This window comes from Pseudomonas sp. SCPG-7 (assembly GCF_002156405.1).
Lineage (GTDB): Bacteria > Pseudomonadota > Gammaproteobacteria > Pseudomonadales > Pseudomonadaceae > Aquipseudomonas > Aquipseudomonas parakoreensis.
On the sequence record NZ_MVOO01000028.1, the window covers coordinates 12,479 to 37,547 of the forward strand.

Annotated in this window: 23 protein-coding genes; 10 read left to right on the plus strand and 13 right to left on the minus strand. The window is 60.2% G+C overall.

What is annotated here, in order from left to right:
• Positions 1 to 12: 12 nt before the first annotated feature.
• The 4 genes from rpoA to bfr all read left to right on the plus strand — a co-directional run bounded on the left by rpoA (position 13) and on the right by bfr (position 3,752).
• Positions 13 to 1,014, plus strand: a complete 1,002-nt coding sequence (gene rpoA, locus B1722_RS27390) for a DNA-directed RNA polymerase subunit alpha (protein WP_003186012.1) — start codon at positions 13 to 15, stop codon at positions 1,012 to 1,014.
• A gap of 42 nt (positions 1,015 to 1,056) precedes the next feature.
• The gene (rplQ, locus tag B1722_RS27395; RefSeq protein ID WP_003176402.1) at positions 1,057 to 1,443 is read left to right on the plus strand and encodes a 50S ribosomal protein L17; all 387 of its coding nucleotides are present in this window, start codon (positions 1,057 to 1,059) and stop codon (positions 1,441 to 1,443) included.
• A gap of 239 nt (positions 1,444 to 1,682) precedes the next feature.
• Positions 1,683 to 3,137 carry a catalase gene (locus B1722_RS27400; protein WP_086794948.1) on the plus strand — a complete coding sequence of 485 codons (1,455 nt, stop codon included), beginning with the start codon at positions 1,683 to 1,685 and terminating at the stop codon, positions 3,135 to 3,137.
• A gap of 150 nt (positions 3,138 to 3,287) precedes the next feature.
• Positions 3,288 to 3,752 (plus strand): bacterioferritin, encoded by a 465-nt coding sequence (bfr, locus tag B1722_RS27405; RefSeq protein WP_003228714.1) that lies wholly within the window; start codon positions 3,288 to 3,290, stop codon positions 3,750 to 3,752.
• 65 nt (positions 3,753 to 3,817) lie between these two features.
• On the opposite strand, the gene uvrA is transcribed toward bfr, so the two are convergent.
• Positions 3,818 to 6,652, minus strand: a complete 2,835-nt coding sequence (uvrA, locus tag B1722_RS27410; protein WP_003228713.1) for an excinuclease ABC subunit UvrA — start codon at positions 6,650 to 6,652, stop codon at positions 3,818 to 3,820.
• A 191-nt stretch (positions 6,653 to 6,843) separates the two neighbouring features.
• Here uvrA and B1722_RS27415 point away from each other — a divergent pair, with 191 nt between their 5' ends.
• Both B1722_RS27415 and B1722_RS27420 read left to right on the plus strand, forming a co-directional pair.
• Positions 6,844 to 8,241, plus strand: coding sequence for an MFS transporter (locus tag B1722_RS27415; RefSeq protein ID WP_086794949.1), 1,398 nt, complete (start codon positions 6,844 to 6,846; stop codon positions 8,239 to 8,241).
• Positions 8,242 to 8,250: 9 nt separating this feature from the next.
• Positions 8,251 to 8,769, plus strand: coding sequence for a single-stranded DNA-binding protein (locus B1722_RS27420; RefSeq protein ID WP_007966163.1), 519 nt, complete (start codon positions 8,251 to 8,253; stop codon positions 8,767 to 8,769).
• A gap of 82 nt (positions 8,770 to 8,851) precedes the next feature.
• Here B1722_RS27420 and B1722_RS27425 read toward each other — a convergent pair whose 3' ends face one another.
• From B1722_RS27425 to B1722_RS27455, 7 genes are all read right to left on the minus strand, one after another.
• Positions 8,852 to 10,009: a glutathionylspermidine synthase family protein gene (locus B1722_RS27425; RefSeq protein WP_041074451.1), complete on the minus strand. Its 1,158-nt coding sequence runs from the start codon at positions 10,007 to 10,009 to the stop codon at positions 8,852 to 8,854.
• Between the two features lie 2 nt (positions 10,010 to 10,011).
• On the minus strand, positions 10,012 to 10,698 hold the full coding sequence (locus tag B1722_RS27430) for a DUF1190 domain-containing protein (RefSeq protein WP_041074453.1): 687 nt from the start codon (positions 10,696 to 10,698) through the stop codon (positions 10,012 to 10,014).
• Between the two features lie 17 nt (positions 10,699 to 10,715).
• Complete coding sequence (locus tag B1722_RS27435) at positions 10,716 to 11,141, minus strand: DUF350 domain-containing protein (RefSeq protein ID WP_041074455.1); 426 nt, start codon at positions 11,139 to 11,141, stop codon at positions 10,716 to 10,718.
• 14 nt (positions 11,142 to 11,155) lie between these two features.
• Complete coding sequence (locus B1722_RS27440; protein ID WP_041074457.1) at positions 11,156 to 11,803, minus strand: DUF2491 family protein; 648 nt, start codon at positions 11,801 to 11,803, stop codon at positions 11,156 to 11,158.
• Positions 11,804 to 12,005: 202 nt separating this feature from the next.
• A complete protein-coding gene (locus tag B1722_RS27445; RefSeq protein ID WP_041074459.1) occupies positions 12,006 to 12,704 on the minus strand; it encodes a PspA/IM30 family protein in 699 nt (232 codons plus the stop codon).
• 17 nt (positions 12,705 to 12,721) lie between these two features.
• A complete protein-coding gene (locus B1722_RS27450) occupies positions 12,722 to 13,390 on the minus strand; it encodes a YjfI family protein (protein WP_086794950.1) in 669 nt (222 codons plus the stop codon).
• 152 nt (positions 13,391 to 13,542) lie between these two features.
• A complete protein-coding gene (locus B1722_RS27455; protein WP_086794951.1) occupies positions 13,543 to 14,091 on the minus strand; it encodes a cysteine hydrolase family protein in 549 nt (182 codons plus the stop codon).
• Positions 14,092 to 14,191: 100 nt separating this feature from the next.
• Between B1722_RS27455 and B1722_RS27460 the strand changes: the two genes are divergently transcribed.
• The 3 genes from B1722_RS27460 to B1722_RS27470 all read left to right on the plus strand — a co-directional run bounded on the left by B1722_RS27460 (position 14,192) and on the right by B1722_RS27470 (position 17,263).
• Positions 14,192 to 15,172, plus strand: coding sequence for a GlxA family transcriptional regulator (locus tag B1722_RS27460; protein WP_041074539.1), 981 nt, complete (start codon positions 14,192 to 14,194; stop codon positions 15,170 to 15,172).
• 233 nt (positions 15,173 to 15,405) lie between these two features.
• Positions 15,406 to 16,515, plus strand: a complete 1,110-nt coding sequence (locus tag B1722_RS27465; protein WP_041074465.1) for a DUF3182 family protein — start codon at positions 15,406 to 15,408, stop codon at positions 16,513 to 16,515.
• On the plus strand, positions 16,505 to 17,263 hold the full coding sequence (locus B1722_RS27470) for a S9 family peptidase (protein ID WP_041074467.1): 759 nt from the start codon (positions 16,505 to 16,507) through the stop codon (positions 17,261 to 17,263). Before B1722_RS27465 ends, B1722_RS27470 begins: the two co-directional genes overlap by 11 nt.
• A 26-nt stretch (positions 17,264 to 17,289) precedes the next feature.
• Here the strand turns inward: B1722_RS27470 and B1722_RS27475 are convergent, their stop codons facing one another.
• The 5 genes from B1722_RS27475 to B1722_RS27495 form a co-directional block, all read right to left on the minus strand.
• Complete coding sequence (locus B1722_RS27475; protein WP_086794952.1) at positions 17,290 to 18,261, minus strand: lysylphosphatidylglycerol synthase domain-containing protein; 972 nt, start codon at positions 18,259 to 18,261, stop codon at positions 17,290 to 17,292.
• Complete coding sequence (gene clsB, locus B1722_RS27480) at positions 18,258 to 19,532, minus strand: cardiolipin synthase ClsB (RefSeq protein ID WP_086794953.1); 1,275 nt, start codon at positions 19,530 to 19,532, stop codon at positions 18,258 to 18,260. The genes B1722_RS27475 and clsB overlap by 4 nt, the downstream gene beginning before the upstream one ends.
• Positions 19,529 to 20,326, minus strand: a complete 798-nt coding sequence (locus B1722_RS27485; protein WP_086794954.1) for an endonuclease/exonuclease/phosphatase family protein — start codon at positions 20,324 to 20,326, stop codon at positions 19,529 to 19,531. The genes clsB and B1722_RS27485 overlap by 4 nt, the downstream gene beginning before the upstream one ends.
• On the minus strand, positions 20,323 to 21,249 hold the full coding sequence (locus B1722_RS27490; RefSeq protein WP_086794955.1) for a DUF72 domain-containing protein: 927 nt from the start codon (positions 21,247 to 21,249) through the stop codon (positions 20,323 to 20,325). Before B1722_RS27490 ends, B1722_RS27485 begins: the two co-directional genes overlap by 4 nt.
• Positions 21,250 to 21,468: 219 nt before the next feature.
• A complete protein-coding gene (locus tag B1722_RS27495; protein ID WP_086794956.1) occupies positions 21,469 to 22,671 on the minus strand; it encodes an MFS transporter in 1,203 nt (400 codons plus the stop codon).
• A gap of 231 nt (positions 22,672 to 22,902) precedes the next feature.
• Between B1722_RS27495 and B1722_RS27500 the strand changes: the two genes are divergently transcribed.
• A complete protein-coding gene (locus tag B1722_RS27500) occupies positions 22,903 to 24,996 on the plus strand; it encodes a mechanosensitive ion channel family protein (RefSeq protein ID WP_086794957.1) in 2,094 nt (697 codons plus the stop codon).
• The last annotated feature ends 73 nt before the right edge of the window (positions 24,997 to 25,069 follow it).

Sequence of the window (25,069 nt, forward strand, 5' to 3'; positions counted from 1 at the left end):
ATAGGTGCATCCATGCAGATTTCGGTAAATGAGTTCCTGACACCCCGCCACATTGATGTGCAGGTTGTCAGTCCAACCCGCGCCAAGATCACTCTCGAGCCTCTCGAGCGTGGTTTTGGCCACACCCTGGGCAACGCGCTGCGCCGCATCCTGTTGTCCTCAATGCCCGGCTGCGCAGTAGTCGAGGCCGAGATTGACGGTGTGCTCCACGAGTACAGCGCCATCGAAGGTGTACAGGAAGACGTAATTGAAATCCTGTTGAACCTTAAAGGTCTGGCCATCAAGCTGCACGGTCGTGACGAAGTTACGCTGACCTTGTCGAAGAAGGGTTCGGGGGTGGTTACCGCTGCCGATATTCAGCTGGATCATGATGTCGAGATCGTTAACCCCGATCACGTAATCGCTAACCTGGCGTCTAACGGCGCCCTGAACATGAAGCTCACCGTAGCTCGTGGTCGTGGTTATGAACCAGCCGACTCGCGTCAGAGCGATGAAGACGAAAGCCGCAGCATTGGTCGCTTGCAGCTCGACTCTTCGTTCAGCCCGGTTCGCCGTATCGCATACGTGGTGGAAAACGCCCGTGTCGAGCAGCGTACTAACCTGGACAAGCTGGTTATTGATCTGGAAACCAACGGTACTCTGGATCCTGAAGAGGCTATCCGCCGCGCTGCAACCATCCTGCAACAGCAGTTGGCTGCGTTCGTCGACCTCAAAGGTGACAGTGAGCCAGTGGTTGTCGAGCAGGAAGACGAGATCGATCCGATCCTGCTTCGCCCGGTTGACGATCTGGAACTGACTGTACGTTCGGCTAACTGCCTTAAGGCGGAAAACATCTACTACATCGGCGACCTGATTCAGCGTACCGAAGTAGAGCTGTTGAAGACTCCGAACCTGGGCAAGAAATCCTTGACTGAAATCAAGGACGTTCTGGCCTCCCGCGGTCTGTCCCTCGGCATGCGCCTCGACAACTGGCCGCCTGCAAGTCTTAAGAAGGACGACAAGGCGACTGCCTGATCGTCGTAATCACCGAACGTAGTGTTTGGTAAGGAATGAACCATGCGTCATCGTAAAAGTGGGCGTCACCTGAGCCGCACCAGCTCGCACCGCAAGGCCATGTTCCAGAACATGGCGGTGTCGTTGTTCGAGCACGAGCTGATCAAGACTACTCTGCCAAAAGCCAAAGAACTGCGCCGCGTTGCCGAGCCGCTGATCACTCTGGCCAAGACAGACAGCCTGGCTAACCGCCGTCTGGCTTTCGACCGTACTCGTTCGAAAGCTATCGTTGGTAAGCTCTTCAACGACCTGGGCAAGCGTTACGCTACCCGTGAGGGTGGCTACCTGCGCATCCTCAAGTGCGGTTTCCGCGCTGGCGACAACGCGCCTATGGCGTACGTCGAGTTGGTTGATCGTGCTACTGCTGGCGAAGCTGTATCCGCCGAGTAAGACGTCAGTCTGAAACGAAAAACCGGGCCTAGTGCCCGGTTTTTTGTGCCCGCAAGAAATGCGCTGTTCGTACAAGCTTCTGACATTGTTCTGTTGCCACTATGTGCAGGGAAACATAATTAGTAATTATCTATCGATGACTGCAAGTTAATGAATTTGTAGGTGTCTCATCGATGATCAATACTTCCCAGCAAGCCGATTAGCCGGCAGTTTCAAGACTGACAGAGGAAGAAGACCGTATGAGCCAGATCAAAACGCTTACGACCGCCAGTGGCGCACCTGTCGCCGATAACCAGAATTCTCGCTCCGCCGGCCCCCGTGGCCCGCTGCTTCTCGACGATTTTCATCTGATCGAGAAGCTTGCCCATTTCAACCGTGAAAACATTCCTGAGCGCCGCGTGCACGCCAAGGGCTCGGGTGCTTACGGTACGTTCACCGTGACCCGTGATATCACTGAATACACCAGCGCCAAACTGTTTGAGGCCGTCGGTAAACAAACCCCGACGTTCCTGCGCTTCTCCACTGTAGGCGGTGAACGCGGCTCGGCTGATACCGAGCGTGATCCACGTGGTTTCGCCCTGAAGTTCTACACCGAAGAAGGCAACTGGGACATCGTTGGCAACAACACTCCGGTGTTCTTCATTCGTGACCCGCTGAAGTTTCCTGACTTTATCCACACCCAGAAGCGTCTGCCGCAGAGCAACCTGAAAAGCGCGCAAATGATGTGGGACTTCTGGTCGCATTCGCCTGAAGCGCTGCACCAAGTGACCATTCTGTTTTCGGATCGTGGGATTCCCGACGGCTATCGTCATATGCATGGCTTTGGCAGCCACACCTACAGCCTGATCAATGCCAAAGGTGAGCGTCACTGGGTGAAGTGGCACTACAAAACCAAGCAGGGCATCAAGAACCTGGCACCGGCCGATGCTGCGCGCCTGGCGGGTACCGATCCGGATTACGCTCAGCGTGATCTGTTCGAAGCCATCGAGCGTGGTGACTTCCCGAAGTGGCGCGTGTGCATTCAGATCATGACTGAGGCTCAGGCTGCAGCACACTATGAGAACCCATTCGACGTGACCAAGACCTGGTCGCAGAAGGAGTTCCCGCTGATCGAAGTCGGCGAACTGGAGCTGAACCGCAACCCGCTGAACTATTTCGCCGAAGTCGAGCAAGCCGCATTCGGTCCAAGCAATATGGTGCCAGGTGTTGGTCTGTCGCCGGATCGCATGCTGCAAGGTCGCGTATTCGCTTACGCCGATGCACACCGCTACCGCGTCGGCACCAACCACCAGCAATTGCCGGTCAATGCGCCGCGCAGCCCGGTCAATACCTACCAGCGCGACGGCTCGATGGCGTTCGGCAGCAACGGTGGTGCAGCGCCTAACTATGAGCCCAACAGCTACGTGGAATCACCGAAGCAGGCGCCGCGTTATGCTGAGCCTTCGTTGGCCTTGAGCGGTCCGGCAGATCGTTACGATCATCGCGAGGACAGCGATTACTACAGCCACGCCGGTGCGTTGTTCCGATTGATGAATGACGAACAGAAAGCGCTTCTGGTCAGCAACATCGCCGGCGCCATGAGCGGTGTTTCACCCGACGTGGTTGACCGTCAGTTGCAGCATTTCTTCAAAGCCGATCCGGCGTATGGAGAAGCAATCGCAAAGCTGCTGGACGTACAGCTTAACGAAGTCTAAACGAGAAGCAGAACCGCCCTCATTGAGGGCGGTTTTTGCGTTATTTAGCCAACTTTTCTCAGAACTTCTTCGCTTTTATTGCGCGAAACGGGTGACCTTCCGGTCAGCTTGGTTCAAACTACAGACTTTCAAGCAGGGAGATGTAGGGCGATGCAAGGCCACCCAGACGTTATCGATTACCTCAACACGTTGCTGACCGGCGAACTGGCCGCGCGTGACCAATATTTTGTTCACTCGCGGATGTATGAGGACTGGGGTTTCACCAAGCTCTACGAACGAATCAACCACGAGATGGAAGAAGAAGCCGGTCACGCCGACGCACTGATGCGCCGGATCCTGATGCTCGAAGGCACGCCGCGCATGCGTCCGGACGATCTCGACGTCGGTACCACCGTGCCGGAGATGCTCGAAGCCGATCTGCGTCTCGAGTACAAAGTTCGCGCCGCTCTGTGCAAAGGCATTGAGTTGTGCGAGCAGCACAAGGATTACGTCAGTCGCGAGATCCTGCGTGTTCAGCTCAACGACACCGAAGAAGATCACACCTACTGGCTGGAAAAGCAGTTGGGCCTGATCAAACTCATCGGTCTCGAGAATTACCTGCAATCGCACACCTGATTGCGCAGACACAAAAAAAGCCCCTGTCACTGTACAAGTGACAGGGGCTTTTTCATGCCCTCAGATCAAGCCCGATCGCGAATCAACAATGGCTTGAGGTAGTGACCGGTGTGAGATTGCTTCATCTCGGCCACTTCCTCCGGCGTGCCGGTGGCGATGATCTGCCCACCCTTGGAGCCGCCTTCCGGCCCCAGGTCCACCAGCCAGTCGGCGGTCTTGATCACGTCCAGGTTGTGTTCGATCACCACCACCGTGTTGCCGTGGTCGCGCAGGCGATGCAACACGTCGAGCAATTGCTGGATATCCGCGAAGTGCAGGCCGGTGGTCGGCTCGTCGAGGATATACAGGGTCTTGCCGGTGTCACGCTTGGACAGCTCGCGAGACAGCTTGACCCGCTGCGCTTCACCACCGGACAGCGTGGTCGCAGACTGCCCGAGCTTGATGTATGACAGCCCCACATCCATCAACGTCTGCAGCTTGCGCGCCAGCGCAGGCACCGCGTCGAAGAACTCCCGCGCCTCTTCGATAGTCATCTCGAGGGTTTCGTGGATGCTCTTGCCCTTGTATTTGATCTCAAGGGTTTCGCGGTTGTAGCGCTTGCTCTTGCACACATCGCACGGCACGTAGATGTCCGGCAGAAAGTGCATTTCGACCTTGATCAGACCATCGCCCTGACAAGCCTCGCAGCGCCCGCCCTTGACGTTGAACGAGAAACGCCCAGGGCCGTAACCACGGGAGCGTGACTCGGGCACGCCGGCAAACAATTCGCGGATGGGGGTGAACAGCCCGGTGTAGGTCGCCGGGTTGGAGCGCGGCGTGCGGCCGATCGGGCTCTGGTCGATATCGACGACCTTGTCGAGATGCTCCAGGCCCTTGATGCTGTCGTGCGCAGCCGCTTCCAGTGTGGTGGCACCGTTGAGTGCAGTAGCGCTCAACGGGAACAGCGTGTTGTTGATCAGCGTGGATTTGCCGGAGCCGGAAACGCCGGTCACGCAGGTCAGCAGGCCGATCGGGATTTCCAGATCGACATTGCGCAGGTTGTTGCCGCGCGCGCCTTTGAGCGACAGCGTCAGCTTCTTGTTGCGCGGCGTGCGTTTGGCCGGTACTTCGATTTTCACCCGGCCCGACAGGTATTTACCGGTCAGCGAGTCCGGGTGCGCCATGACTTCGGCGGGCGTTCCTTCCGCCACGATCTGCCCGCCATGCACGCCGGCACCCGGGCCGATATCCACCACATAGTCGGCCAGGCGAATCGCGTCTTCATCGTGCTCGACCACAATCACCGTGTTGCCGATATCGCGCAGGTGCTTGAGGGTGCCGAGCAAGCGGTCGTTATCGCGCTGGTGCAGGCCAATGGACGGTTCGTCGAGGATGTACAGCACTCCCACCAGACCGGCGCCGATCTGGCTGGCCAGACGAATCCGCTGTGCCTCGCCGCCGGACAAAGTGTCAGCGCTGCGGTCGAGAGACAGATAGTCCAGGCCGACGTTGACCAGGAACTGCAGACGTTCGCGGATTTCCTTGAGGATCTTGTCGGCGATCTCGCCACGCCGCCCGGTCATTTTCAGCTCGCCGAAGTACTCGCAGGCATCGCCGATCGGCAGGTTGGTCACCGCCGGCAGGGTTTTCTCGCCGACCCAAACGTGCCGCGCTTCACGACGCAGACGGGTGCCACGGCAATCCGGGCAAGCCTGAGTGCTGAGAAACTTGGCCAGCTCTTCGCGGACGCTGGCCGATTCGGTTTCGCGGTAGCGACGCTCAAGGTTAGGCACGATGCCTTCGAACGGGTGCGAACGTTTGACGATGTCGCCGCGGTCGTTGAGGTACTTGAAGTCGACATTCTGTGAGCCGCTGCCGTGCAGGATGTGCTTCTGCTGTTCGGCGGTCAGTTCGTTGAATGGCTTCTCCAGGCTGAACTTGTAGTGCGAGGCCAGTGAGCCGAGCATCTGGAAGTAATAGACGTTGCGCCGGTCCCAGCCGCGGATCGCGCCCTCGGCCAGGGTCAGTTCACCATTGACCAGGCGCTTGATGTCGAAGAACTGCTTCACGCCCAGACCATCGCAGGTCGGGCAGGCGCCGGCCGGGTTGTTGAAGGAGAACAGCTTCGGCTCAAGCTCGCTGATCGCGTGGCCGCAAATCGGGCAGGCAAAACGCGCGGAGAAGATCATCTCTTCGCCCGGCTCATCGTCCATCGGCGCTACCAAGGCAATGCCGTCCGCCAGCTTGAGAGCGGTTTCGAACGATTCGGCCAGGCGCTGCTGCAGGTCGGCACGGACCTTGAAACGGTCGACGATGACATCGATCGAGTGCTTCTTCTGTTTGTCCAGTTTCGGCAGCTCGTCGAGCTCGCAGATGCGGCCATTGACCCGCGCCCGAACGAAGCCTTGGGCGCGCAGCTCTTCGAAAACCGACAGGTGTTCACCTTTGCGTTCGCGAATAACCGGCGCCAGCAACATCAGCTTGCTGCCTTCCGGCTGCGCCAGCACCAGGTCAACCATCTGGCTGACGGTCTGCGCTTCCAGCGGAATGTCATGATCCGGGCAGCGTGGCGTACCGACGCGTGCATACAGCAAACGCAGGTAGTCGTAGATTTCGGTGATGGTGCCGACCGTGGAGCGCGGGTTGTGCGAGGTCGACTTCTGCTCGATGGAGATGGCCGGCGACAAACCTTCAATGGTGTCGACGTCGGGTTTTTCCATCATCGACAGGAACTGTCGGGCGTAGGCCGACAGGGATTCGACATAGCGGCGCTGACCTTCGGCGTACAGCGTGTCGAAGGCCAGGGACGACTTGCCGGATCCGGACAGGCCGGTGATGACGATCAGTTTGTCCCGTGGCAGGGTCAGGTCGATGTTCTTCAGGTTGTGGGTACGGGCCCCACGTATCAGGATCTTGTCCAAAGTGGCCTCGCTCGGCGGGCGTCGAAAACGTAGGAGTATACGGGCAAATACTGGATGGATGCACACTATCAAACGAAGGGTTTTTTGCCTTGCATGAAGAGAGTTTCATCTATACGCGTCATAGCGTCGCGATATACCCCGTCTTTCGATGGGACTGGTAGAATCGCCGCCGGTTCACACGAGGTTTTTCCATGCACGATCCCCACAGCGAACGCATGAGTGGCAGCGAGACCCGCGCAGCGAGCGGTCTGGCCCTGGTGTTCGCCTTCCGTATGCTTGGCATGTTCATGGTGTTGCCGGTCCTGGCGACCTACGGCATGGACCTGGCGGGAGCGACCCCGGCCCTGATCGGGCTGGCGATTGGCGCTTACGGCCTGACCCAGGCGATTTTCCAGATTCCGTTCGGGATCATTTCCGACCGCATCGGCCGGCGTCCGGTGATTTTCCTCGGGCTGGTGGTCTTCGCCCTCGGCAGTGTGCTGGCGGCTCAGGCCGATTCGATCTGGGGCGTGATTGCCGGACGCATCCTGCAGGGCGCCGGGGCGATTTCTGCGGCGGTGATGGCGTTGCTTTCCGACCTGACCCGTGAACAACACCGGACCAAAGCCATGGCCATGATTGGCATGACTATCGGTCTGTCGTTCGCCGTGGCGATGGTGGTCGGGCCGTTGTTGACCCGGGCCTTCGGCCTGTCCGGACTGTTTCTCGCCACCGGCGGCATGGCGCTGGTCGGCATCCTGATCATTATGTTCATGGTGCCGAAATCCACCGGGCCGCTGAGCCATCGTGAATCCGGCGTGGCGCGTCAGGCCTTGATGCCGACACTCAAGCATCCGGATCTGTTGCGCCTGGACCTCGGCATCTTTGTGTTACATGCCATGTTGATGTCCAGCTTCGTTGCCTTGCCGCTGGCACTGGTGGAAAAAGCCGGGTTGCCCAAGGAGCAGCACTGGTGGGTCTATCTCACCGCGCTGCTGATCTCTTTCTTCGCCATGATTCCGTTCATCATCTACGGCGAGAAGAAACGCAAAATGAAACGAATTTTGCTCGGCGCCGTCCTGACGCTGATGCTCACTGAGCTATTCTTCTGGCAGTTCGGTGACAGCTTGCGGGCGCTGGTGATCGGTACGGTGGTGTTCTTCACCGCGTTCAATCTGCTGGAGGCTTCGTTGCCGTCGCTGATCAGCAAGGTTTCACCGGCAGGCGGGAAGGGCACGGCGATGGGCGTGTATTCCACCAGTCAGTTCCTCGGTTCGGCACTCGGCGGGATACTCGGCGGCTGGCTGTTTCAGCATGGCGGTCTGTCGGTTGTGTTCCTTGGATGTGCCGGGCTGGCTGCCATCTGGCTGGCCTTTGCTGTTACCATGCGCGAACCTCCCTACGTGACGAGCCTGCGCTTGCCGTTGTCGCCCGAGGCGATCCGTGAAGCGGGTCTGGTCGAGCGCCTCAAGGCCCTCGTAGGGGTAACAGATGCAGTGATAGTTGCTGATGAAGCAGCTGTTTACATCAAACTGGACAAAGAATTAGTGGATCGCGACACCCTCGAACGCCTGGTGAACAACCCGGCCGAGGCTGCTTGCGAAGCCTAGGAGAACGTTATGGCCCGTGGGGTTAACAAAGTCATATTGGTCGGCACTTGCGGCCAGGATCCCGAAGTTCGCTACCTGCCTAACGGTAACGCCGTGACCAACCTGAGTCTGGCAACCAGCGAACAGTGGACCGACAAGCAAACCGGTCAGAAGGTCGAGAAGACCGAGTGGCACCGTGTTTCGATGTTCGGCAAGGTTGCGGAAATCGCCGGCGAATACCTGCGTAAAGGTTCGCAGGTGTACATCGAAGGCAAGCTGCAGACCCGCGAGTGGGAAAAAGACGGTATCAAGCGTTACACCACTGAAATCGTGGTCGACATGCAAGGCACCATGCAACTGCTCGGCGGCCGTCCACAACAGGGCGACCAACAAGGCGGTGGCAACAACTACCAGCAGCAGGCGCCACGCCAACAGGCTCCGCGTCCGCAGCAATCGGCTCCGCAACAGCGTCCAGCCCCGGCTCCACAGCAGGCCGCACCGCAACCGGCTCCGGATTTCGACAGCTTCGATGACGACATTCCGTTCTGATTGAATGCTGCATCCACGCTGAATAAAAAAGGCCCGTCGTTCAAAACGACGGGCCTTTTTTGTGGGAGCGGATGCGTGTGCCTCAGTCGAGGATCAGGTGCGGCAGAAACCGGCTCGAATCCTTGGTAATCAGACTATTGTCCTCCCGCACGCCGATCCCCGCCGCCTGATCACCAATCACCCAAGAGCCGATCAGCGTGTAGCTGTCGTCGAACTTCGGCAATGGCGCAAATTCCTGCAGGATGAATGGCGCATCGGTGTAGGGCCCGTCTTCTTTGACGATCAGACCTTCTGCCGTGTGCAGTTCGATATTGGCGCCTTCCCGGGAGAAGTACGGTTTACGTACCCAACCCTTGGGCACCGCACTGGCCGGATTCGGATCAAGGTGCGCCGCCAGCAGGTTCGGGTGGCCCTTGTGCAGTTCCCATAGCAGTGGGAGTGCACCTTTGTTCGACAGGATCGCTTTCCATGCCGGTTCGAAGAACTGCGTATCGCTTTCGGCGATTGCTGCACCGAATGGCTCGTGGAAAATAAATTCCCAGGCATGCAGCTTGAACAGGTGCGGGATCCAGCGATCCTCAAGGTCGACGAAGCGACCCTCGGCGGTCAGGCCGATGTCTTCGATGTCGATGTGCCGGGATTCGATGCCGACCTTTTCCGCGATCAAGCGCAAGTAGTCGGTGGTGCCCTTGTCTTCGACCGAGTCTTTCATCGACGCAAAGTAGAACGGCCGCTTGAGCTGCAACTCGGCAAACGCCTGATGCAGCTTGGTGTCGATGCTGTTGAACTGGTCGGCGTGGCGCGGCAACATTCCGCGCTCGATGCATTGCTCCAGCCAACCCCACTGAAACGCCGCCGCCTCATAGAGGCTGGTCGGCGTGTCGTAGTTGAGCTCCAGCAGTTTGGCAGGGCCATTGCCGCTGTAGGAAAAGTCCATGCGTCCGTACAGATGCGGATGACCTTCCAGCCAGGAAGTACGAATCATGTCGTAGTACGACGCCGGGATGCTCAGGCGATCCAGCAGCTCTTCGCTGTGCACCACGCGGTCGACCAGATCCATGCACATCTCGTGCAGTTCGGTGGTCGGGTCCTCCAGATCGTTTTCGATCTGCGCGAGCGTGAACTGGTAGTAGGCGCTTTCGTCCCAGTACGGCTCGTCGTCGATGGTGTGAAACAGAAAGCCGAGGCTTTCGGCTGTCTGTTTCCAGTCTGGGCGCTCGGCGCAGTGGATCTTCTTCATGGTCAGCTGCTCGAGCGTCCGGAACTGCTGCCCCAGCCACCCCAACCGCTGCGAGCGGAAGACTGGCTGCCGAAGCCGCCACGGGAGGTCGACGAGGCGACGTTCACCGGTTTGCTTTTGCTGCTCTCGTAGTCCGGTTGACTGCGCGGCGCCGATTCGATTTTGCGGTACTGCGTCGAGGTGTTGTAGGGCTGACGCGTGTCGCGATCGCGGTAAACGGTGCGGTTGGCGTTGTTGCTCATCGCATTGCCGATCAGCCAGCCCGTGAGCCAGCCGTTGCCGCCGCCACCAGAGGCGTGGGAAGTGCTTTGCGCGTTCTGCGCAGCCGCTGCTTCACCGGCAGGCATCTGCGCGTTGGCAAGCGCATTCAGGTCCTGCGGGGTTTCGCCGTTCTGCGGTACCTTGAAACCGCCGAGTTTGGGCACGAAGCGGCCGTCGGAGTTCTTCTGGCACCAGTCGGCGGCGAAGTCAGCGTCGCACGTGGCCTTGTCGGCGTAGGCCGGGGCAATGCGTCGGTGCTCGGTCAATGCCGCGACGTAGGCGTTGGAGCAGACATCGGCGGCCACTTCGGCGCCGACGCACTCCTCGACCGATTGGAAGCGTTGCTGATCCTGCGCGGCAACCTCGCCGGAAATCGCCAGCGCCACCGAAGCGGCGAGGGACAGTTGAACGTACTTGCTGCGTTTCATCGAAGGCTTCCTGCCGATCAGTTGGACGGGGTCATGCACGCGGCATTGAGCATGCCGACACTGATGGCCACTGCGGCCACGTAGATACCCGAAGCGATTTCACCGTTGGCGATCCGCTTGGAGGTGCCTTTGAGAACCAGGCCGGTGGCGAGGAACGCGAGCAATTGCACCACCGCCGCAATCACTGCCCACAGCACGAAATCGAGGACGTTGACCGAAAACGCGATGACATTGCTGGCCGGAATCGCAAAACCGATGATCGCGCCGGACAAAGCGATCGCAGCAGCGATGTTGCCGGAGCGGATCAGCTCAAATTCTTTGTGGGGCGTGATGCGCGTGTAGACGAACTGAAACAGCATGAACAGCAGCACGGCGCCGATCAGGTAGACGACGAAACCGACCAGCGCGGTCTTGTTCAGGGAAACGGCCAGCACTTCCAGCATGGAAAACTTCCTTTTTAAATGGTGCTCAGATCAGTCGTGTACAGCGAAATACCCAGCGAGGTGCTCAGGCTGACGGTGCCTTCTTCGTCTTGTTCGACGGAGAACAGCAGCAATTCGCGGCGATCGGTCAGGCCGGTTTCGCGCGCATAAAGCATGGAGTGGTGTTCGATGGTGTAACTCTCGTCCGGATTGACCACGTGTTCGGTCAGCGGGACCAGTTCGGTCTGGCCCAGCTCGGTGCCCCATTCGCGGCTGTACTGGACGCCGTCGTGGGTGTAGGTCGGCAGGCCGATCGGGCTTGCAGGTCCGGCCAGGCGCTGGAGTTCGGCGTCACTGTTGACGGTCACGTAGTTGAGGTAGTTGAACAGGGTGACCGACTCGATCTGGTCGTCACCGGTGACGTGGATCTGCAGCCAGAAATCCTCGTTGTTGAGGTAGTAGCGATGCAATTTGTTGGATTGGCCAAGGTCGATCCAGCCAGCGCTCCAGATTGCCTCTGCCGCCGGAACCTGCACCGAGGTGCTGCCATCAAGCAGCAAGGCCAGGGTCGAATCGAATCGCACGCCTTTGCCCTGTGCCATTCCGAGTGGGCCGCCGGCTACCGGAGCGGGCGCAGCCGGCTGCCAGTTGCTGGTGCCCAGCAAATCTTTTAACCATCCCATGGGTACATTCCTTGAGGCGGGTGGAGGTGTTCGTCGGTAAAAAAACGTCGCTAGTGTACCGGGCCGGGCGACGAACGAGCAGGCACAATGCAAATATTCTGGGTGCAAAAAAACTGTAGGAGCTGCCGCAGGCTGCGATCTTTTGATCTGGATTGAAGATCAAAAGATCGCAGCCTGCGGCAGCTCCTACAGGAGAGCGATTTTACTGCGCGGACTTCTGTTTCAGCCGCTCAAGAATCGCATTGGCGCTGCCTTCGTTCGGCGTGATGCCGGCGTCGCGCAGTTTGCGCTCCAGGTCGTTGCCGGTCGAAGCGTCGGCCAGTTCGTCGGCGGCGCTCAGCTCGGCAGCGCGTTGCTGCTGCTTGGCCTGCAGACGGTTCAGGGTGCCGACGGCGGTTTCCAGTTTGCCGTTGGCGCCGCCGCTGGCGATGGACGCGCTGACCTGCGCCTTCTGCACGCTTTCACGGGCCTTGGCCATGTCCACTTGCTGGCGCAGGCTCTTGATTCGCGACTCGGCCTTGGTGATGTCCTTGCGCATGTTTTCGGCGTAGGTGCCGAATTCGTCGCTCTGGGCTTTCTCGGCGGTCAGGTCGTTGGTCAGGGTCGAAATCGCTTCGGCCACTTCCATGGCCAGGTCTTCGCGGCCGGCGTTCAGTGCGGCAACCGCCTTGGCTTCCAGGTCCTTGATCTTCGCGTCGTACTCGCTCACGCGGTCGGCGGCCAGCTTGTGCTTGGCCATGATGGTGACCAGCTCGCGGCGGGCGTTCGACAGCGCGGTGTCAGCGTCGCGGATCTCCTGATCGAGGATGCGCAGGGCCTGCTGGTCGACGATCGCTTCGCCGACTTCATTGGCGCCGCCGCGCAGAGCGGTGAACAACTTGCTCCAGATGGACTGAGTCATTGGATATTCCCTGTTGATTACTTGAAGAAGTGTTCGAAGGCTTCGCTCGCGCGCTGCACGTTGTCGACCAGAGTTTTCACCTCGGTGACGACGTTGGTCAGGCTCGAGTCGGCGCTGAGAGCGCCAAACATGTTGTAAACGGTCTGACCGTTGGGCATCGACTCGATGCCGATCGACGACAGCGGGAACATTTCCCGGCTGCGCAGCACGGCGTCGTTGAAGGCGCGCACGTCAGTGATCGAATCGATGTCCACCAGCACGGTGTCGACGATGATCTGCTGACCGGCCACGGCGATGTGAATCGGCAGACCGCCGAATTCGTTCATTTCCAGCTTGATGCTGGGTTCGGAGCTCTGGATCAGAGACAGTGTGATCTCGTGCGAAGCCACCTCGTCCAGTGCCTTGAGGGCGTTGAAGAGGCTATCGATGTTCCAGTTGTTGCCTGCGCTCATGTAATTCTCCGACATGAATGAGCCAGCCAGAATCGGTTGGCGTAGCTGTTGCTCCATCTGCTTGAGCAAGCTTCGGTTTTCCGGAAGCACCCAAGTTTCGTGTTTCACATAACCGGCGGCAGCCAGGCCCGCGCGCATCTGCTTCATGTAGAAGCTCGACGGTTTTTTCGCGGACGGTTTCGAGCGCTCTCCCTTTTGGCTCTCTGACGCAACAGTGGGGGAGCGGCTTTTCATGGCAATGACTCCGTTATGAACATCTCACGCGTGAGCCACACTACAACCAATTCAAAGTGCCATCAATGGCTCACGCGTGAGATTTTCATGACAGACGAAAAAACGCCCGCAACGTGGCGGGCGCAAGTTTTTACCGAGTGTTTCGTGATGGATCAGCGCTCCAGAAACTCCTCGGCCGAGACCACGCTGGCGTAAGCGAAACCCAGTGCCGACATGAATGCCGCGTGGACCTGAGCGGCAGGCACCGTGACCCCGTTGAATTCCAGGTCACGGCAGGCGCAGGCGTCGTGGATTACCGTGACGCCGTAGCCCAGGTCCGCCGCCGCACGGCTGATGCCGTCGATGCACATGTGGCTCATGCTGCCGACAATCACCAGATCCCTGATGCCTTGTTCATCGAGAATCGATTGCAGCTCGGTCTCCCGGAACGAATTGACGAAGTGCTTGAGCACCACCGGTTCGTCCGGACGATTGAGTACTTTGGGATGCAGTTTTGCGCCGTCCGAGCCCGGGGTGAAAAACGGTGCGTCGGCCGAAGTGAATTCGTGGCGAATGTGCACCACCGGATCGCCCGCTTCGCGGAACGCGGCGAGCAGTCGTGCGGCGTTGTCGGCGGCGGCTTCAGCCCCCACCAGCGGCCACTTGCCTTGGGGGAAGTAGTCGTTCTGGATATCGACTACGATGAGCGCTTGTCTGGTCATGGGTGTGTCCTCGATGCATGGGCTGGAAGTGGATTCAGTATTGGCGCTGGCCGACGTTTCGAGGATTGGCCGGACCGACAATAAGCAGGGGAAAACTGACATGGGCGCAGAAAGGGCCGCCACGGTGGAACTGGGCGTACTGATGTACCCCGGCGTACAACTGGCGGCGGTGCATGGGCTGAACGATCTGTTTGCGGTCGCCAACCGGATAGCTGCCGAGCGTCAGGCGGCGCAGTTACCGGTGCTGCGCGTCAGTCACTGGAAAGCCGACGCCGGGCAGACGCCGCAGCGGGTGTACGACAGTCATCCCGGCGCTGACAGTCATTTGCTGGCAGTGCTGATTCCACCGTCCCTCGGCAGCTTTTCTGCGGCCAGCGTTTCAGCGCAATGGTTGCAATGGCTACGTGATCAGCATGCCCGTGGTGCAACCCTCGGCGGTGTCTGTGTGGGGTCGATGCTGCTGGCCGAAAGCGGCCTGCTCGACGGGCGTAGCGCCACCACGCACTGGACCTCGGCCAAGGCGTTTGCCGAGCGTTATCCGAACATCCGGCTCAAGGCGGATACGCCGATTGTCGATGACGGCGACTTGATCACCACTGCCGGGCTGATGGCCTGGTCGGAGCTGGGTTTGCGCCTGGTCGACCGGCTGCTCGGGCCGAGCATCGCCAGCGGCACCGCGCGCTTTCTGGTGATGGAGCACAGCGACAGCGCCAGTGCCTGCGGGAGCAATTTTGCACCGATCCTCAGTCATGGTGACGCGGCGATTCTCAAGGTTCAGCATTGGCTGCAAAGCACCGGCGCCACTGATGTTTCGCTGACCTCGATGGCAGAGCGGGCGGGGCTGGAGGAGCGCACGTTTCTGCGTCGTTTCCGTGCCGCGACCGGGTTGAAACCCACCGAATATTGCCAGCATCTGCGGGTTGGCAAGGCGCGAGAACTGCTCGAATTCACCAATGGCACCATCGACCACATTGCATGGACGGTGGGCTATCAGGACCCGGGAGCGTTTCGCGCGATCTTCAAGAAAATCACCGGGCTGACGCCAAGTGATTATCGGGCGCGGTTTGGTGTCTCGGGATAGTCCAGACGCGCCATGACCAGTGGGAGCAAGCCCCCACCCACATTGAAATCTGGGGCTGCTGAAATCGTGCAAATTACCGGGCCCTGGCGCCCGGTCGTGCAGATTGAAACGGGCCTGATGCCATCACGTTTTCGGCAAGCATTTGATTCACCGAAGTTTTCCACAGCCCCCCGATTGGCCTGATCTCTGCACCGTTCATCACTCCATTCACCCATCCGCTGCAAGGGGGACGCATGACCCCGACGCCAGGCAGAAAAATCGTCGTCGCGCACTCGGTGCGCGCTGGCGCGCCACACCATGAAGTGCAGACCAACAAGGCGCTGGCCCGTTGGCTGGCGCAGATTCTCGGGCTCAGATTTGCTGGCAGCTACGTCCCGGAACAACACCGCGGCCGTGATCTGTACTGGCTGCCGACGCAAACCATTGTCGGCGCCGGACAGGCACAGGCCTTGGGCATCAAAAGCGCGGATGATTTATGGGGCGGATTCGTCGAACACGATTTCATCTGCACCAAAGCCATCAGTCACGGCCTGCGCAGCCATCTGGCCTACGCGCCGCAAGGCTGGGCGCCGCAGTTCTGCGAGCGAGTGCGCGACGTGGTGCTCGATGGCTTGACCGTGTTTGCCCTGAAAGACGCGCGGCCCGCCGCCGAGCACTTGCTGTACAGCGGCCCCATTCGCCTCAAACCGATTCACGCTTGTGCCGGTCGCGGTCAGGAAGTTATCAACAGCCTCGACGCGTTCGACGAGGTCCTCGCTCGAGTGGATGCAGCAGCGTTGTTTCGCGATGGCGTGGTGCTGGAGCAGGACTTGAGCAAGGTCGTCACCCACAGCGTCGGCCAGTCATTCATCGGCGACAAAGTGCTGAGCTACTGCGGTGATCAATACTTGACCAAGGATGCCCATGGCGAAGACGTCTATGGTGGTTCGAATCTGTTGGTAGTGCAGGGCGGCTACGAAGATCTGCTGGCGCTGGACTTGCCGGATGACGTGCGACTGGCCATCAAGCAGGCGCAGATTTTCGACCGGGCGGCGGATGAGGCTTATCCAGATTTCTACGCCTCGCGGCGCAACTACGACATCGCTCAAGGCCTGGACAGCAATGGCAAACCGCGCAGCGGTGTGCTCGAACAATCCTGGCGTATGGGCGGTGCCAGCAGCGCTGAACTGGCAGCGCTGCAGAGCTTCGTCAACGCTCCGCAGATGCGGGCGATCCGTGTCTCGACCGTAGAAACCTACGGTGATCAAAGCCTGCCGGCGGACGCCATCGAAATCTATCGCGGCCCGGCCGAGAACAGCGACTTTCTCCTCAAATACGTAACGGTCAAATCCTATGACGGCTAGAAGCGAAAGCATTCAGATCGACATTGATGACGAACAGATGAGCGGGACGTTTCTCAGTCCCAAATCGAAAGTCCCCGGCGTGTTGTTTGTGCACGGCTGGGGTGGCAGCCAGGAGCGTGATCTGGAACGCGCCAAGGGCATCGCCGGGCTGGGTTGTGTGTGCCTGACCTTCGACCTGCGCGGACACACCGGTGGCACCGGCATTCCGCTGACCCGGGTCACGCGCGAAGACAACCTGCGTGACTTGCTCGCGGCCTACGATCGCCTGTTGGCGCATCCGGCGCTCGACACCTCGGCGATTGCGGTAGTCGGCACCAGTTATGGCGGCTATCTCGCGTCGATTCTCACCTCATTGCGCCCGGTGCGCTGGCTGGCGTTGCGGGTGCCGGCGCTGTATCGCGACGAACAATGGCATACGCCCAAGCGTGATCTGGACAAGGCTGATCTGCGCGACTATCGGGCGACGCTGGTGCGTGCCGACAGTAACCGCGCCTTGCACGCCTGTTCGCAGTTCACCGGGGATGTGTTGTTGGTGGAATCGGAAACCGATGACTACGTGCCCCACGCCACGATCATGAGTTATCGCGCCGCGTGTCAGCAGACGCATTCGCTGACGCACCGGATAATCGACGGTGCTGACCATGCGCTGAGCGACCCGGTTTCGCAGCAGGCCTACACCTCGATTCTGGTGGACTGGATTACCGAGATGGTGGTCGGGGAGCGGTTGAGCATCATTCAGTCCGGCTGAGCACATCCCCCTGTGGCGAAGGATGACTAGGGCTTCTTCTCGATCCGCAACGCCTTCGCCTTGGCCTCGACCAGCAGGTACATCACCACGGTGATCAACAACGGCAAAAGAAAATAAATCGCCCGATACGCCAGCAATCCCGCCACCAGACTGCCCCGCGAAACTTCGTGCTGCAGCAGCGCGACGAACACCGCTTCCAGAACCCCGAGCCCCGCCGGAATGTGCGTGATGACCCCGGCAATCGCACTGATCAACAGCACGCCAAGCACCAATGGATAATCCAGCTTGCCCGGCAGCAAGGTGAAAATCACCGCCGCCATCAACGACCAGTTCAGCGCACCCAGCAGCAGTTGCAGAACGGCCATGCGCAGGGACGGCAAGTTGATTTCCACCCCGCGAATCGACCACTCGCGGCGCTTGGAGAACTGGCACGCGGCGAGGTAACCGGCACTTAGCAGCAGCAACAGCACGCCAATGCCCTGCAGCGCATCGCTGCTGATTTTCCAGCCCGGCGGCATGCTCACCAGGCCACTGCTGAACACCGCGCCGGCGATCGTCATGTAGCCGAACCAGTTGGTGGCCAGGCTCAAACCGAGAATCTTGGCGATGTTGCCTTTGCTCACCCCCAGGCGCGAATACAGCCGATAGCGCATGGCGATTCCGCCGACCCAGGCGCTGAGATTGAGGTTGAACGCATAGCTGATGATCCCCACCGGGAGGATCTGTTTCCAGGTCAGGTCCTGGCGAATGTAGGTGCGCCCTATCAGGTCGAAGCTGGCGTAGGTGAGAAAGCTCAACAGGGTCACGCCGGCGGCGATGAGCAGTGTGCCCACCTTGAAGTCGGCCAGGGTCTGCAGCACTTCCGCCCATTCGATGCGGGTGGCAAACATCGTCAGCAACACGATCAACGCGAGGAAGAACAGCAGCGTCAGTGGGCGTTTCCAGCGACTCCATCGAGAATGCACGGCGGGCGCTGCTTGCGCTGGGGAATGGCTCATGACATGCGCCCCCGAAACGGCTTGAGCCGTGGTTTGTGCGCCGGCAGCCAACCGGCCATCGCCGGAAAATGCCGCAGGAAGTGGAACACCAGAAACCCCACGGTCATGTGCCAGATCCGTCCGCGTGGCACCTTACTCGGGTCCATCGCCTTGCAGTGGTTGTGGCTCAGGTCTTCGAGACGCTGGAACAAGTGCTGATTGAACGTGCGATCGCGGATCAGCACGTTGGCTTCCAGGTTCAGTGACAGGCTCAACGGGTCGAGATTGCTAGAACCGACCGTGCTCCATTCCTCATCCACCAAGGCGACTTTGCCGTGCAGCGGGCGCTGGCAATATTCGTGGATCTGCACCCCGGCCTTGAGCAGATAGTCGTAGGTCATGCGCGCCGCCAGTTTCGCCACCAGCATGTCCGGTTGACCTTGCAGGATCAGGCGCACCTCGACGCCACGGCGCGCCGCGTTGCGGAGCTCGCGCAGCAGGCGGTAGCCGGGGAAGAAGTAGGCGTTGGCGATCACCACCCGGCGTTTGGCCCGGCGCAATGCGTGCAAGTACACGTCTTCGATGTCGGTGTGGTGCTGATCGTTATCACGAAACACCAGGCGCACCTGACCGTCGTGATCGTTGAAAGCCATGTCTGCCCGACGCTGGCGCCGACGTTGCCACCAGAAGCGTGCGCGGCCCGGCCGACCACTTTGCAGCAGGGCGAAATGATGGATGTCAGCGACCGCCGGCCCTTGAACCTGTACCGCGTAATCCTGTTTCGCTTCGGGGCCGAAGTCGGCCAGGTGATCGCCGGAAAAGTTGATCCCGCCAATGAACGCAATCAGTCCGTCGACCACCACGATCTTGCGGTGCAGACGGCGGAACCAGTTGGTGCGAAAACCCAGGTGCTTGGGCGCCGGATCAAACATTTGCAAGTGCACGCCGGCGTCGCTCAATGCCGCGAGATAACCAGTGGTCAACTCACCACAGCCGAAACCGTCAAGGCTGACGGTGGTGCGCACGCCGCGCCGGGCGGCGTCGATCAGGATCTGCTGCAACTCTGCGCCGACCTTGTCTTCGAAAACGATGAAGGTCTCCAGCAGAATCTCACTCTTCGCCGCACGCATGGCGTCGAACACCCGAGGGAAATATTCCTCGCCGTTTTCCAGCAATTCGACGCGGTTGTTGCCCTGCCAGCTGTACTCGACATCGACAGGCCCGGGCTCGCGTACCGGCGGGTTGATGCTGATCGGTTCCACGGCGGATTTCTCCAGCGGTGCGCTGCTCATAGTTCTATCTCCACCGATAACGGGGCGTGGTCGGAAAGGTGTGACCAGGGCCGGTTGGCCAGGACTTTCGGTTGGCTGGCCTTGAGGTTGCGTACGTAAATACGATCGAGCCGCAGCGTCGGCAGGCGCGCCGGAAAGCTGCGCGCCGGTTTGCCGTGATGCTCGGCGAACACCTCGCGCAGGCCGCAGGGTTCGAGCAGCGCATCGGCGCGCTGGCGCCAGTCATTGAAGTCGCCGGCGACGATCACTGGCGCATCAGCCGGCAGTTGCGCAATGCGCTCGCCGAGCAGTTTCAGTTGCGCATTGCGATGGCTTTCGCGCAGGCCCAGATGCACGCAGATCGCATGCACCTCGACGCCATCGCCCGGCAGGCGCAGCACGCAATGCAACACGCCACGGTTCTCATGGCCGCTGATCGACACGTCGAGGTTGTCGTGGCGGATGATCTGGAATTTCGACAGCAGCGCATTGCCGTGATCGCCCTCCGGGTACACCGCGTTGCGTCCGTAGGCGAATTGCGGCCACAGGCTGTCGGCGAGGAACTCGTACTGCGGCATCGTCGGCCAGTTGCTGTAGCGCTTGGGATGATGTTCATGGGTGCCGTGGACTTCCTGCAGAAACACCACGTCGGCGGCCACGCTGCGCACGGCTTCGCGCAACTCCGGGAGGATGAAGCGTCGATTGAGCGCGGTGAAACCCTTGTGGGTGTTGACCGTCAGCACGGTGAAACGGCGCACCGAGGCTTCGACACGGGTCTGCTCGTCGGTGAACCCGACCGGCTCTGGAATACTCATGTCAGCACCCCTTCGGCAGCGGGTTCGCCGGGGGCGGTGGCGAGTGTTTTATCCAGCTCAAAACAGTGGAGCAACCGGCGCGCGTCGTAGGGCGCGCGGACTTTGATGTCGTTGTCGAAATAGCAGAACACTTCGCGGGACTTGCGCGCCCGGGGCTTGAGGCGTGGCGCGATCAGGTGCGCATCGCCGGGCTGTTGACCGTGGTGCCAGGCGTCGATGCGTTTGGCCCAGTTCTGCAGCGCCGATTCGCTGTAGCCGCTGGCGTAGAGTTCTTCGGCACCGTGCAGGCGCAGGTAGATGAAGTCGCTGGTGAGGTCTTCGCGATACGGCCATTTGCCGGCGGTGTCGGCGATCACCAGGGCGGTGTTGTAGCGTTTCAACAAGCGCACGAAGTCGGGATCGATGAAGCTGTCGTTGCGAATTTCGACGGCATGGCGCAGCGGTTTTTTGCGCCAGGCTTTCAGGCTGGCGTGGCCGTGCAGGTGCGCGTCGTGCTGACGGGCGAGGGCGGCGGCCGCCTCGGTATCGTGGGGCAACAAGGAAAGGAAGTGTTCGAAGCGCTCGGGGTCGAATTTGAAGTTCGGCGGAAACTGCCAGAGGATCGGCCCGAGCTTTTCCTTGAGCTCCAGCACCCCGGAGGCGAAGAAATTCGCCAGCGGTTTTTCGATCTCGCGCAAGCGGCGCACGTGAGTGATGAAGCGCGGCGCCTTGACGCTGAAGACGAAGTCGTCCGGCGTTTCGCTGTACCACTGCGCATAACGTTCGGGCCGTTGCAGGGCGTAGAACGATCCATTGATTTCGATGCTGTTGACCGCCCGTGATGCGAATTGCAGTTCGTGCTTCTGGGCCAGTCCCTTCGGGTAGAAATCCCCGCGCCACGGAGCGTAGCGCCAGCCGGAAATACCGATGTGAATCGTTGCCATGCAGCCCCTCCCGTCGTCAGTCCTCATACAGCCTGTGTCTGTTGATGACTGTGGGCGGTTCGGGAAAGTTTCGGTGGCGTTACGGACGGTAGTTTGGAGACACCATCACCCCTGCAGAAGCTGCCGGAGGCTGCGATCTTTTGATGTTGTTTTTCAAGATCAAAAGACCGCAGCCTTCGGCAGCTCCTACAGGGGGATATCATTGAGACAGCTATTTGATCAGTGACCGGTGACGACTCGTGTAGTGCTTTCGGCATAGGTCGGACCAAGGCGATCCAGTCGCCCGCTCCACGCCGTCAGCGCGAGTGCCACCAACACCACCAGCCCGGCGATCCATGCTGTGTGAATCAGGCCAAGGTGTTCGACGATCAGCCCGCCGCCCCATGCGCCACCGGCAATCCCCAGGTTGAACGCCGCGATGTTCAGCCCCGATGCCACGTCCACCGCCTGCGGCGTGTGATGTTCAGCCTGACGCACCACGTACACTTGCAGCCCCGGCACATTGCCGAACGCCACCGCGCCCCACACCAGCACCGTGGCCAGCGCCAGCCATGGGTTGCCGGCAGTAAAGGTCAGTACGAACAGCACGGCGGCGAGCAGGGCGAAGATGATTTTCAGGGCGCTGATCGGCCCACGCTTGTCCGCCATTTTACCGCCCCAGAGGTTGCCGGCCGCCACCGAGACGCCGTACACCAGCAGCACCAGGCTGACGGTACCGGCGCTGAAGCCGGAGATGTCCTGCAGGATCGGCGCCAGGAAGGTGAAGGCGATGAACGAGCCGCCGTAACCGATCGCGGTCATGGCGTACACCAGCAGCAGACGCGGTTGTTTCAGCACTTGCAGTTGTTGCAACAGCGACGCCGGTTTGCTGTGGGCGATGTTGTTCGGCACATACAGCAGGCTGCCGATGAAGGCGATCACACCCAGCGCCGAGACCGCGAGGAAGGTTTCACGCCAGCCGAAATGCTGGCCGATGAACGTGCCCAGCGGTACGCCGGTGACCAGCGCCACGGTGAGGCCGGTGAACATGATCGCAATCGCGCTGGCGGCTTTTTCCTTGGGCACCAGGCTGGTGGCGATGGTCGAGCCGATGGAAAAGAACACCCCGTGCGCCAGGCCCGTGACGATCCGCGCCAGCACCAGTGATTCATAACTGGGCGCCAGCCAGGCCAGCAGGTTGCCGAGGGTGAACAGCACCATCAGCGACAACAGCAACAGTTTGCGCGGGACTTTGCCGGTCAGGGCGGTCAGCACCGGCGCGCCAATGGCAACGCCCAGGGCATAGAGACTAACCAGCAGGCCGGCGGACGGCAGACTGACACCGAGGTCGGCGCCGATGGTGGGTAGCAGGCCAACGATGACGAACTCGGTCGTCCCGATGGCGAAGGCGCTGAGGGTCAGCGCGAGCAAGGCAATGGGCATGACAGCACTCCGGTAGAGGTTTGAATGGAGCGCAGTGTCGAGGTTTGGCTCGTGCGGAAAAATACGGGGCCAGGTATTTGATATTTGCCGCTGACGCAAATATCCACAGTCTGCTGTGAACCCTGTGGTGAGGGGAATGCAGTGGGCACTGGGGTTATTCAGGCAAAAACCGAACTTGTCCGCCATTCACCGATCAGTTCCTTACAGGTTCAGCCAAGAGGGATCGCAGTTTTGATCAAGTTCAGGATCGCCATTCTGCTGGGAGCGCTACTGTTTCTCGGCGCCAGCGAACTCGAAGCCGCCGCGCTGCCGGGGGTTCCGGTTGCCGCTGAAGAGCCGGCCAAACCCGAGCCGATTGTGCAGGGCGGTCTGCTCGGCGCGATCAGTTCGAGCATCGACGACGTGCAAGACAAACTCGATCTCAATGAACATTTGGTCGATGCCTGGCGCCTGCGTGCCGACCGTGCGGCGGACGAGGTCGACAAACTGGTCAACCAGCCGTCGAACCGGTCCGGCTGGAGCGTCGCCGGGGATTTCCTGATGTTGTCCGGCGTCTGGCTCGGCGCGTTTGCGCTGCTGACCGTGGTCGGCAGCCTGCTGGCCAAGCGGCTGAGTCAGGGCCGTTGGCTGCGGACCCGCCAGCGCAGTCAGGACCTGGTCGGCTACCTGCTGCCGTACACGCTGCCGGCGCTGATCTGTCTGCCGCTGACGCTGTACGTCAGCCACTTTCTGCAAGCCTCGGTGGGACGGGCGCTGGCGCTGTGTCTGGCGTATGCCACCAGCAGCGGTATTTTCTCCACCTCAATGTTGTTGTGTGTGGTGGTGATGTTCAACGTCGGGCACAAACGGCCTGCCGCGCGGATCATCCGCGACTACTGCCCGAAACCGCTGTTCCTGATCGGCTTCCTCGCGGCCCTCAGTGACGCGTTGACCAGCCCGCAGATCGCCCGTCAGTTGGGCGGCAACATCACCAGCAGCGTCGCGGTGTTCACCGGGCTGATCGCCTCGATCATCTTCGGTCTGCTGGTGATTCGCTTGCGCCGGCCGGTGGCACATCTGATCCGCAACCGGCCGCTGGCCCATCGCCTGAAGCAGCCGTCGATGCAGGAGTCACTGCGGATTTTTTCCGGGCTCTGGTACTGGCCGATTGTGTTGATGGTGCTGGTTTCGGCGGTCAATCTGATCGGCATCGGCGAGGACAACCAGAAGGCCCTGCGCTGCGCGTTGTTCACCACGGTTTTGCTGATCGGCACGGTGTTCCTCAGCACTATCCTCCAGCACCTGTTCAAGTCGCGCAAAGCCGAAGCGATTCAGCGCAGCAGCGCCTACAAGGAACGCTTTCTCAGCCTTTTGCACGCCTTGCTGCGGATCGTCATGGCGATTGCCTTCATCGATATTCTCGGGCGGATCTGGGGCGTTTCGCTGCTCGATTTTGCCCAGAGCAGCACCGTCGGCCGGGCGATCAGCAATGCGTTGAGCAGCATCGGCCTGATCTTCCTCGTCACCTGGCTGTTGTGGGTGGTGCTCGACACGGCGATTCAGGAAGCGCTGAAACCACCGGTCAGCAAACGCTCGTCGCGCCAGCCCAGCACCCGGGTGAAAACCATCCTGCCGCTGCTGCGCAACGCAATCAAAATCATCCTGGTGGTGATCTGCGCGATCACCACCATGGCTAACCTCGGCATCAACGTCGCACCACTGTTGGCGGGTGCCGGGGTGGTCGGTCTGGCCATCGGTTTCGGCTCGCAACAACTGGTGCAGGATGTGATCACCGGGCTGTTCATCATCATCGAAGACACGCTGTCGATCGGCGACTGGGTGGTGCTCGATTCCGGGCATGCCGGCACGGTAGAAGGCCTGACCATTCGCACCCTGCGCCTGCGCGACGGCAAGGGATTTGTGCACTCGGTCCCGTTCGGTCAGATCAAGGCAGTCACCAACCAATCACGCCAGTTTGCCTTCGCGTTTTTCTCGGTGCAGTTCACCTACGACACCGATGTCGACAAGGCCATCGAACTGATCCGCCAGACCGGTGATTCAATTCGCGAAGACCCGTTCCTCAAGTACAACCTGCAAGGGCCGCTGGATGTATTTGGCGTGGACAGAATGGACTTGAACGGCGTTGTGCTGACCGCGCAATTCCGTACCGTGTCGGGCGGGCAGTATGCGGTGAGCCGGGCGTTCAATCAGCGTTTGAAAAAGCTTGTGGATAACAGCGCCGAGGTGCATTTCGCGCAGACTTATCCACAGCAGGTTTTGTTGCCCAAGCGGCAGGGTGAGGGGGAATGGGTAGCGAGCGAGGTGCCACAAAAGTCGAGTACTTGATGGGCGGATTGTGTAGTGGGATTTCCGGCCTCATCGCGGGCAAGCCCGCTTGTGTCTGAGTAAGGGAATAAAC

What these genes read in the sequence shown, in the direction of transcription:
- rplQ (WP_003176402.1), top strand. Translation starts at nt 1,057, where the DNA reads ATGCGTCATCGTAAAAGTGGGCGTCACCTGAGCCGCACCAGCTCGCAC.
- B1722_RS27440 (WP_041074457.1), bottom strand. Translation starts at nt 11,803, where the DNA reads ATGGGATGGTTAAAAGATTTGCTGGGCACCAGCAACTGGCAGCCGGCT.
- B1722_RS27490 (WP_086794955.1), bottom strand. Translation starts at nt 21,249, where the DNA reads ATGGCAACGATTCACATCGGTATTTCCGGCTGGCGCTACGCTCCGTGG.
- B1722_RS27425 (WP_041074451.1), bottom strand. Translation starts at nt 10,009, where the DNA reads ATGAAGAAGATCCACTGCGCCGAGCGCCCAGACTGGAAACAGACAGCC.
- B1722_RS27495 (WP_086794956.1), bottom strand. Translation starts at nt 22,671, where the DNA reads ATGCCCATTGCCTTGCTCGCGCTGACCCTCAGCGCCTTCGCCATCGGG.
- B1722_RS27420 (WP_007966163.1), top strand. Translation starts at nt 8,251, where the DNA reads ATGGCCCGTGGGGTTAACAAAGTCATATTGGTCGGCACTTGCGGCCAG.
- B1722_RS27455 (WP_086794951.1), bottom strand. Translation starts at nt 14,091, where the DNA reads ATGACCAGACAAGCGCTCATCGTAGTCGATATCCAGAACGACTACTTC.
- B1722_RS27485 (WP_086794954.1), bottom strand. Translation starts at nt 20,326, where the DNA reads ATGAGTATTCCAGAGCCGGTCGGGTTCACCGACGAGCAGACCCGTGTC.
- B1722_RS27475 (WP_086794952.1), bottom strand. Translation starts at nt 18,261, where the DNA reads ATGAGCCATTCCCCAGCGCAAGCAGCGCCCGCCGTGCATTCTCGATGG.
- clsB (WP_086794953.1), bottom strand. Translation starts at nt 19,532, where the DNA reads ATGAGCAGCGCACCGCTGGAGAAATCCGCCGTGGAACCGATCAGCATC.
- B1722_RS27470 (WP_041074467.1), top strand. Translation starts at nt 16,505, where the DNA reads ATGACGGCTAGAAGCGAAAGCATTCAGATCGACATTGATGACGAACAG.
- rpoA (WP_003186012.1), top strand. Translation starts at nt 13, where the DNA reads ATGCAGATTTCGGTAAATGAGTTCCTGACACCCCGCCACATTGATGTG.
- B1722_RS27435 (WP_041074455.1), bottom strand. Translation starts at nt 11,141, where the DNA reads ATGCTGGAAGTGCTGGCCGTTTCCCTGAACAAGACCGCGCTGGTCGGT.
- B1722_RS27400 (WP_086794948.1), top strand. Translation starts at nt 1,683, where the DNA reads ATGAGCCAGATCAAAACGCTTACGACCGCCAGTGGCGCACCTGTCGCC.
- B1722_RS27460 (WP_041074539.1), top strand. Translation starts at nt 14,192, where the DNA reads ATGGGCGCAGAAAGGGCCGCCACGGTGGAACTGGGCGTACTGATGTAC.
- B1722_RS27450 (WP_086794950.1), bottom strand. Translation starts at nt 13,390, where the DNA reads ATGAAAAGCCGCTCCCCCACTGTTGCGTCAGAGAGCCAAAAGGGAGAG.
- B1722_RS27415 (WP_086794949.1), top strand. Translation starts at nt 6,844, where the DNA reads ATGCACGATCCCCACAGCGAACGCATGAGTGGCAGCGAGACCCGCGCA.
- B1722_RS27465 (WP_041074465.1), top strand. Translation starts at nt 15,406, where the DNA reads ATGACCCCGACGCCAGGCAGAAAAATCGTCGTCGCGCACTCGGTGCGC.
- bfr (WP_003228714.1), top strand. Translation starts at nt 3,288, where the DNA reads ATGCAAGGCCACCCAGACGTTATCGATTACCTCAACACGTTGCTGACC.
- B1722_RS27445 (WP_041074459.1), bottom strand. Translation starts at nt 12,704, where the DNA reads ATGACTCAGTCCATCTGGAGCAAGTTGTTCACCGCTCTGCGCGGCGGC.
- B1722_RS27430 (WP_041074453.1), bottom strand. Translation starts at nt 10,698, where the DNA reads ATGAAACGCAGCAAGTACGTTCAACTGTCCCTCGCCGCTTCGGTGGCG.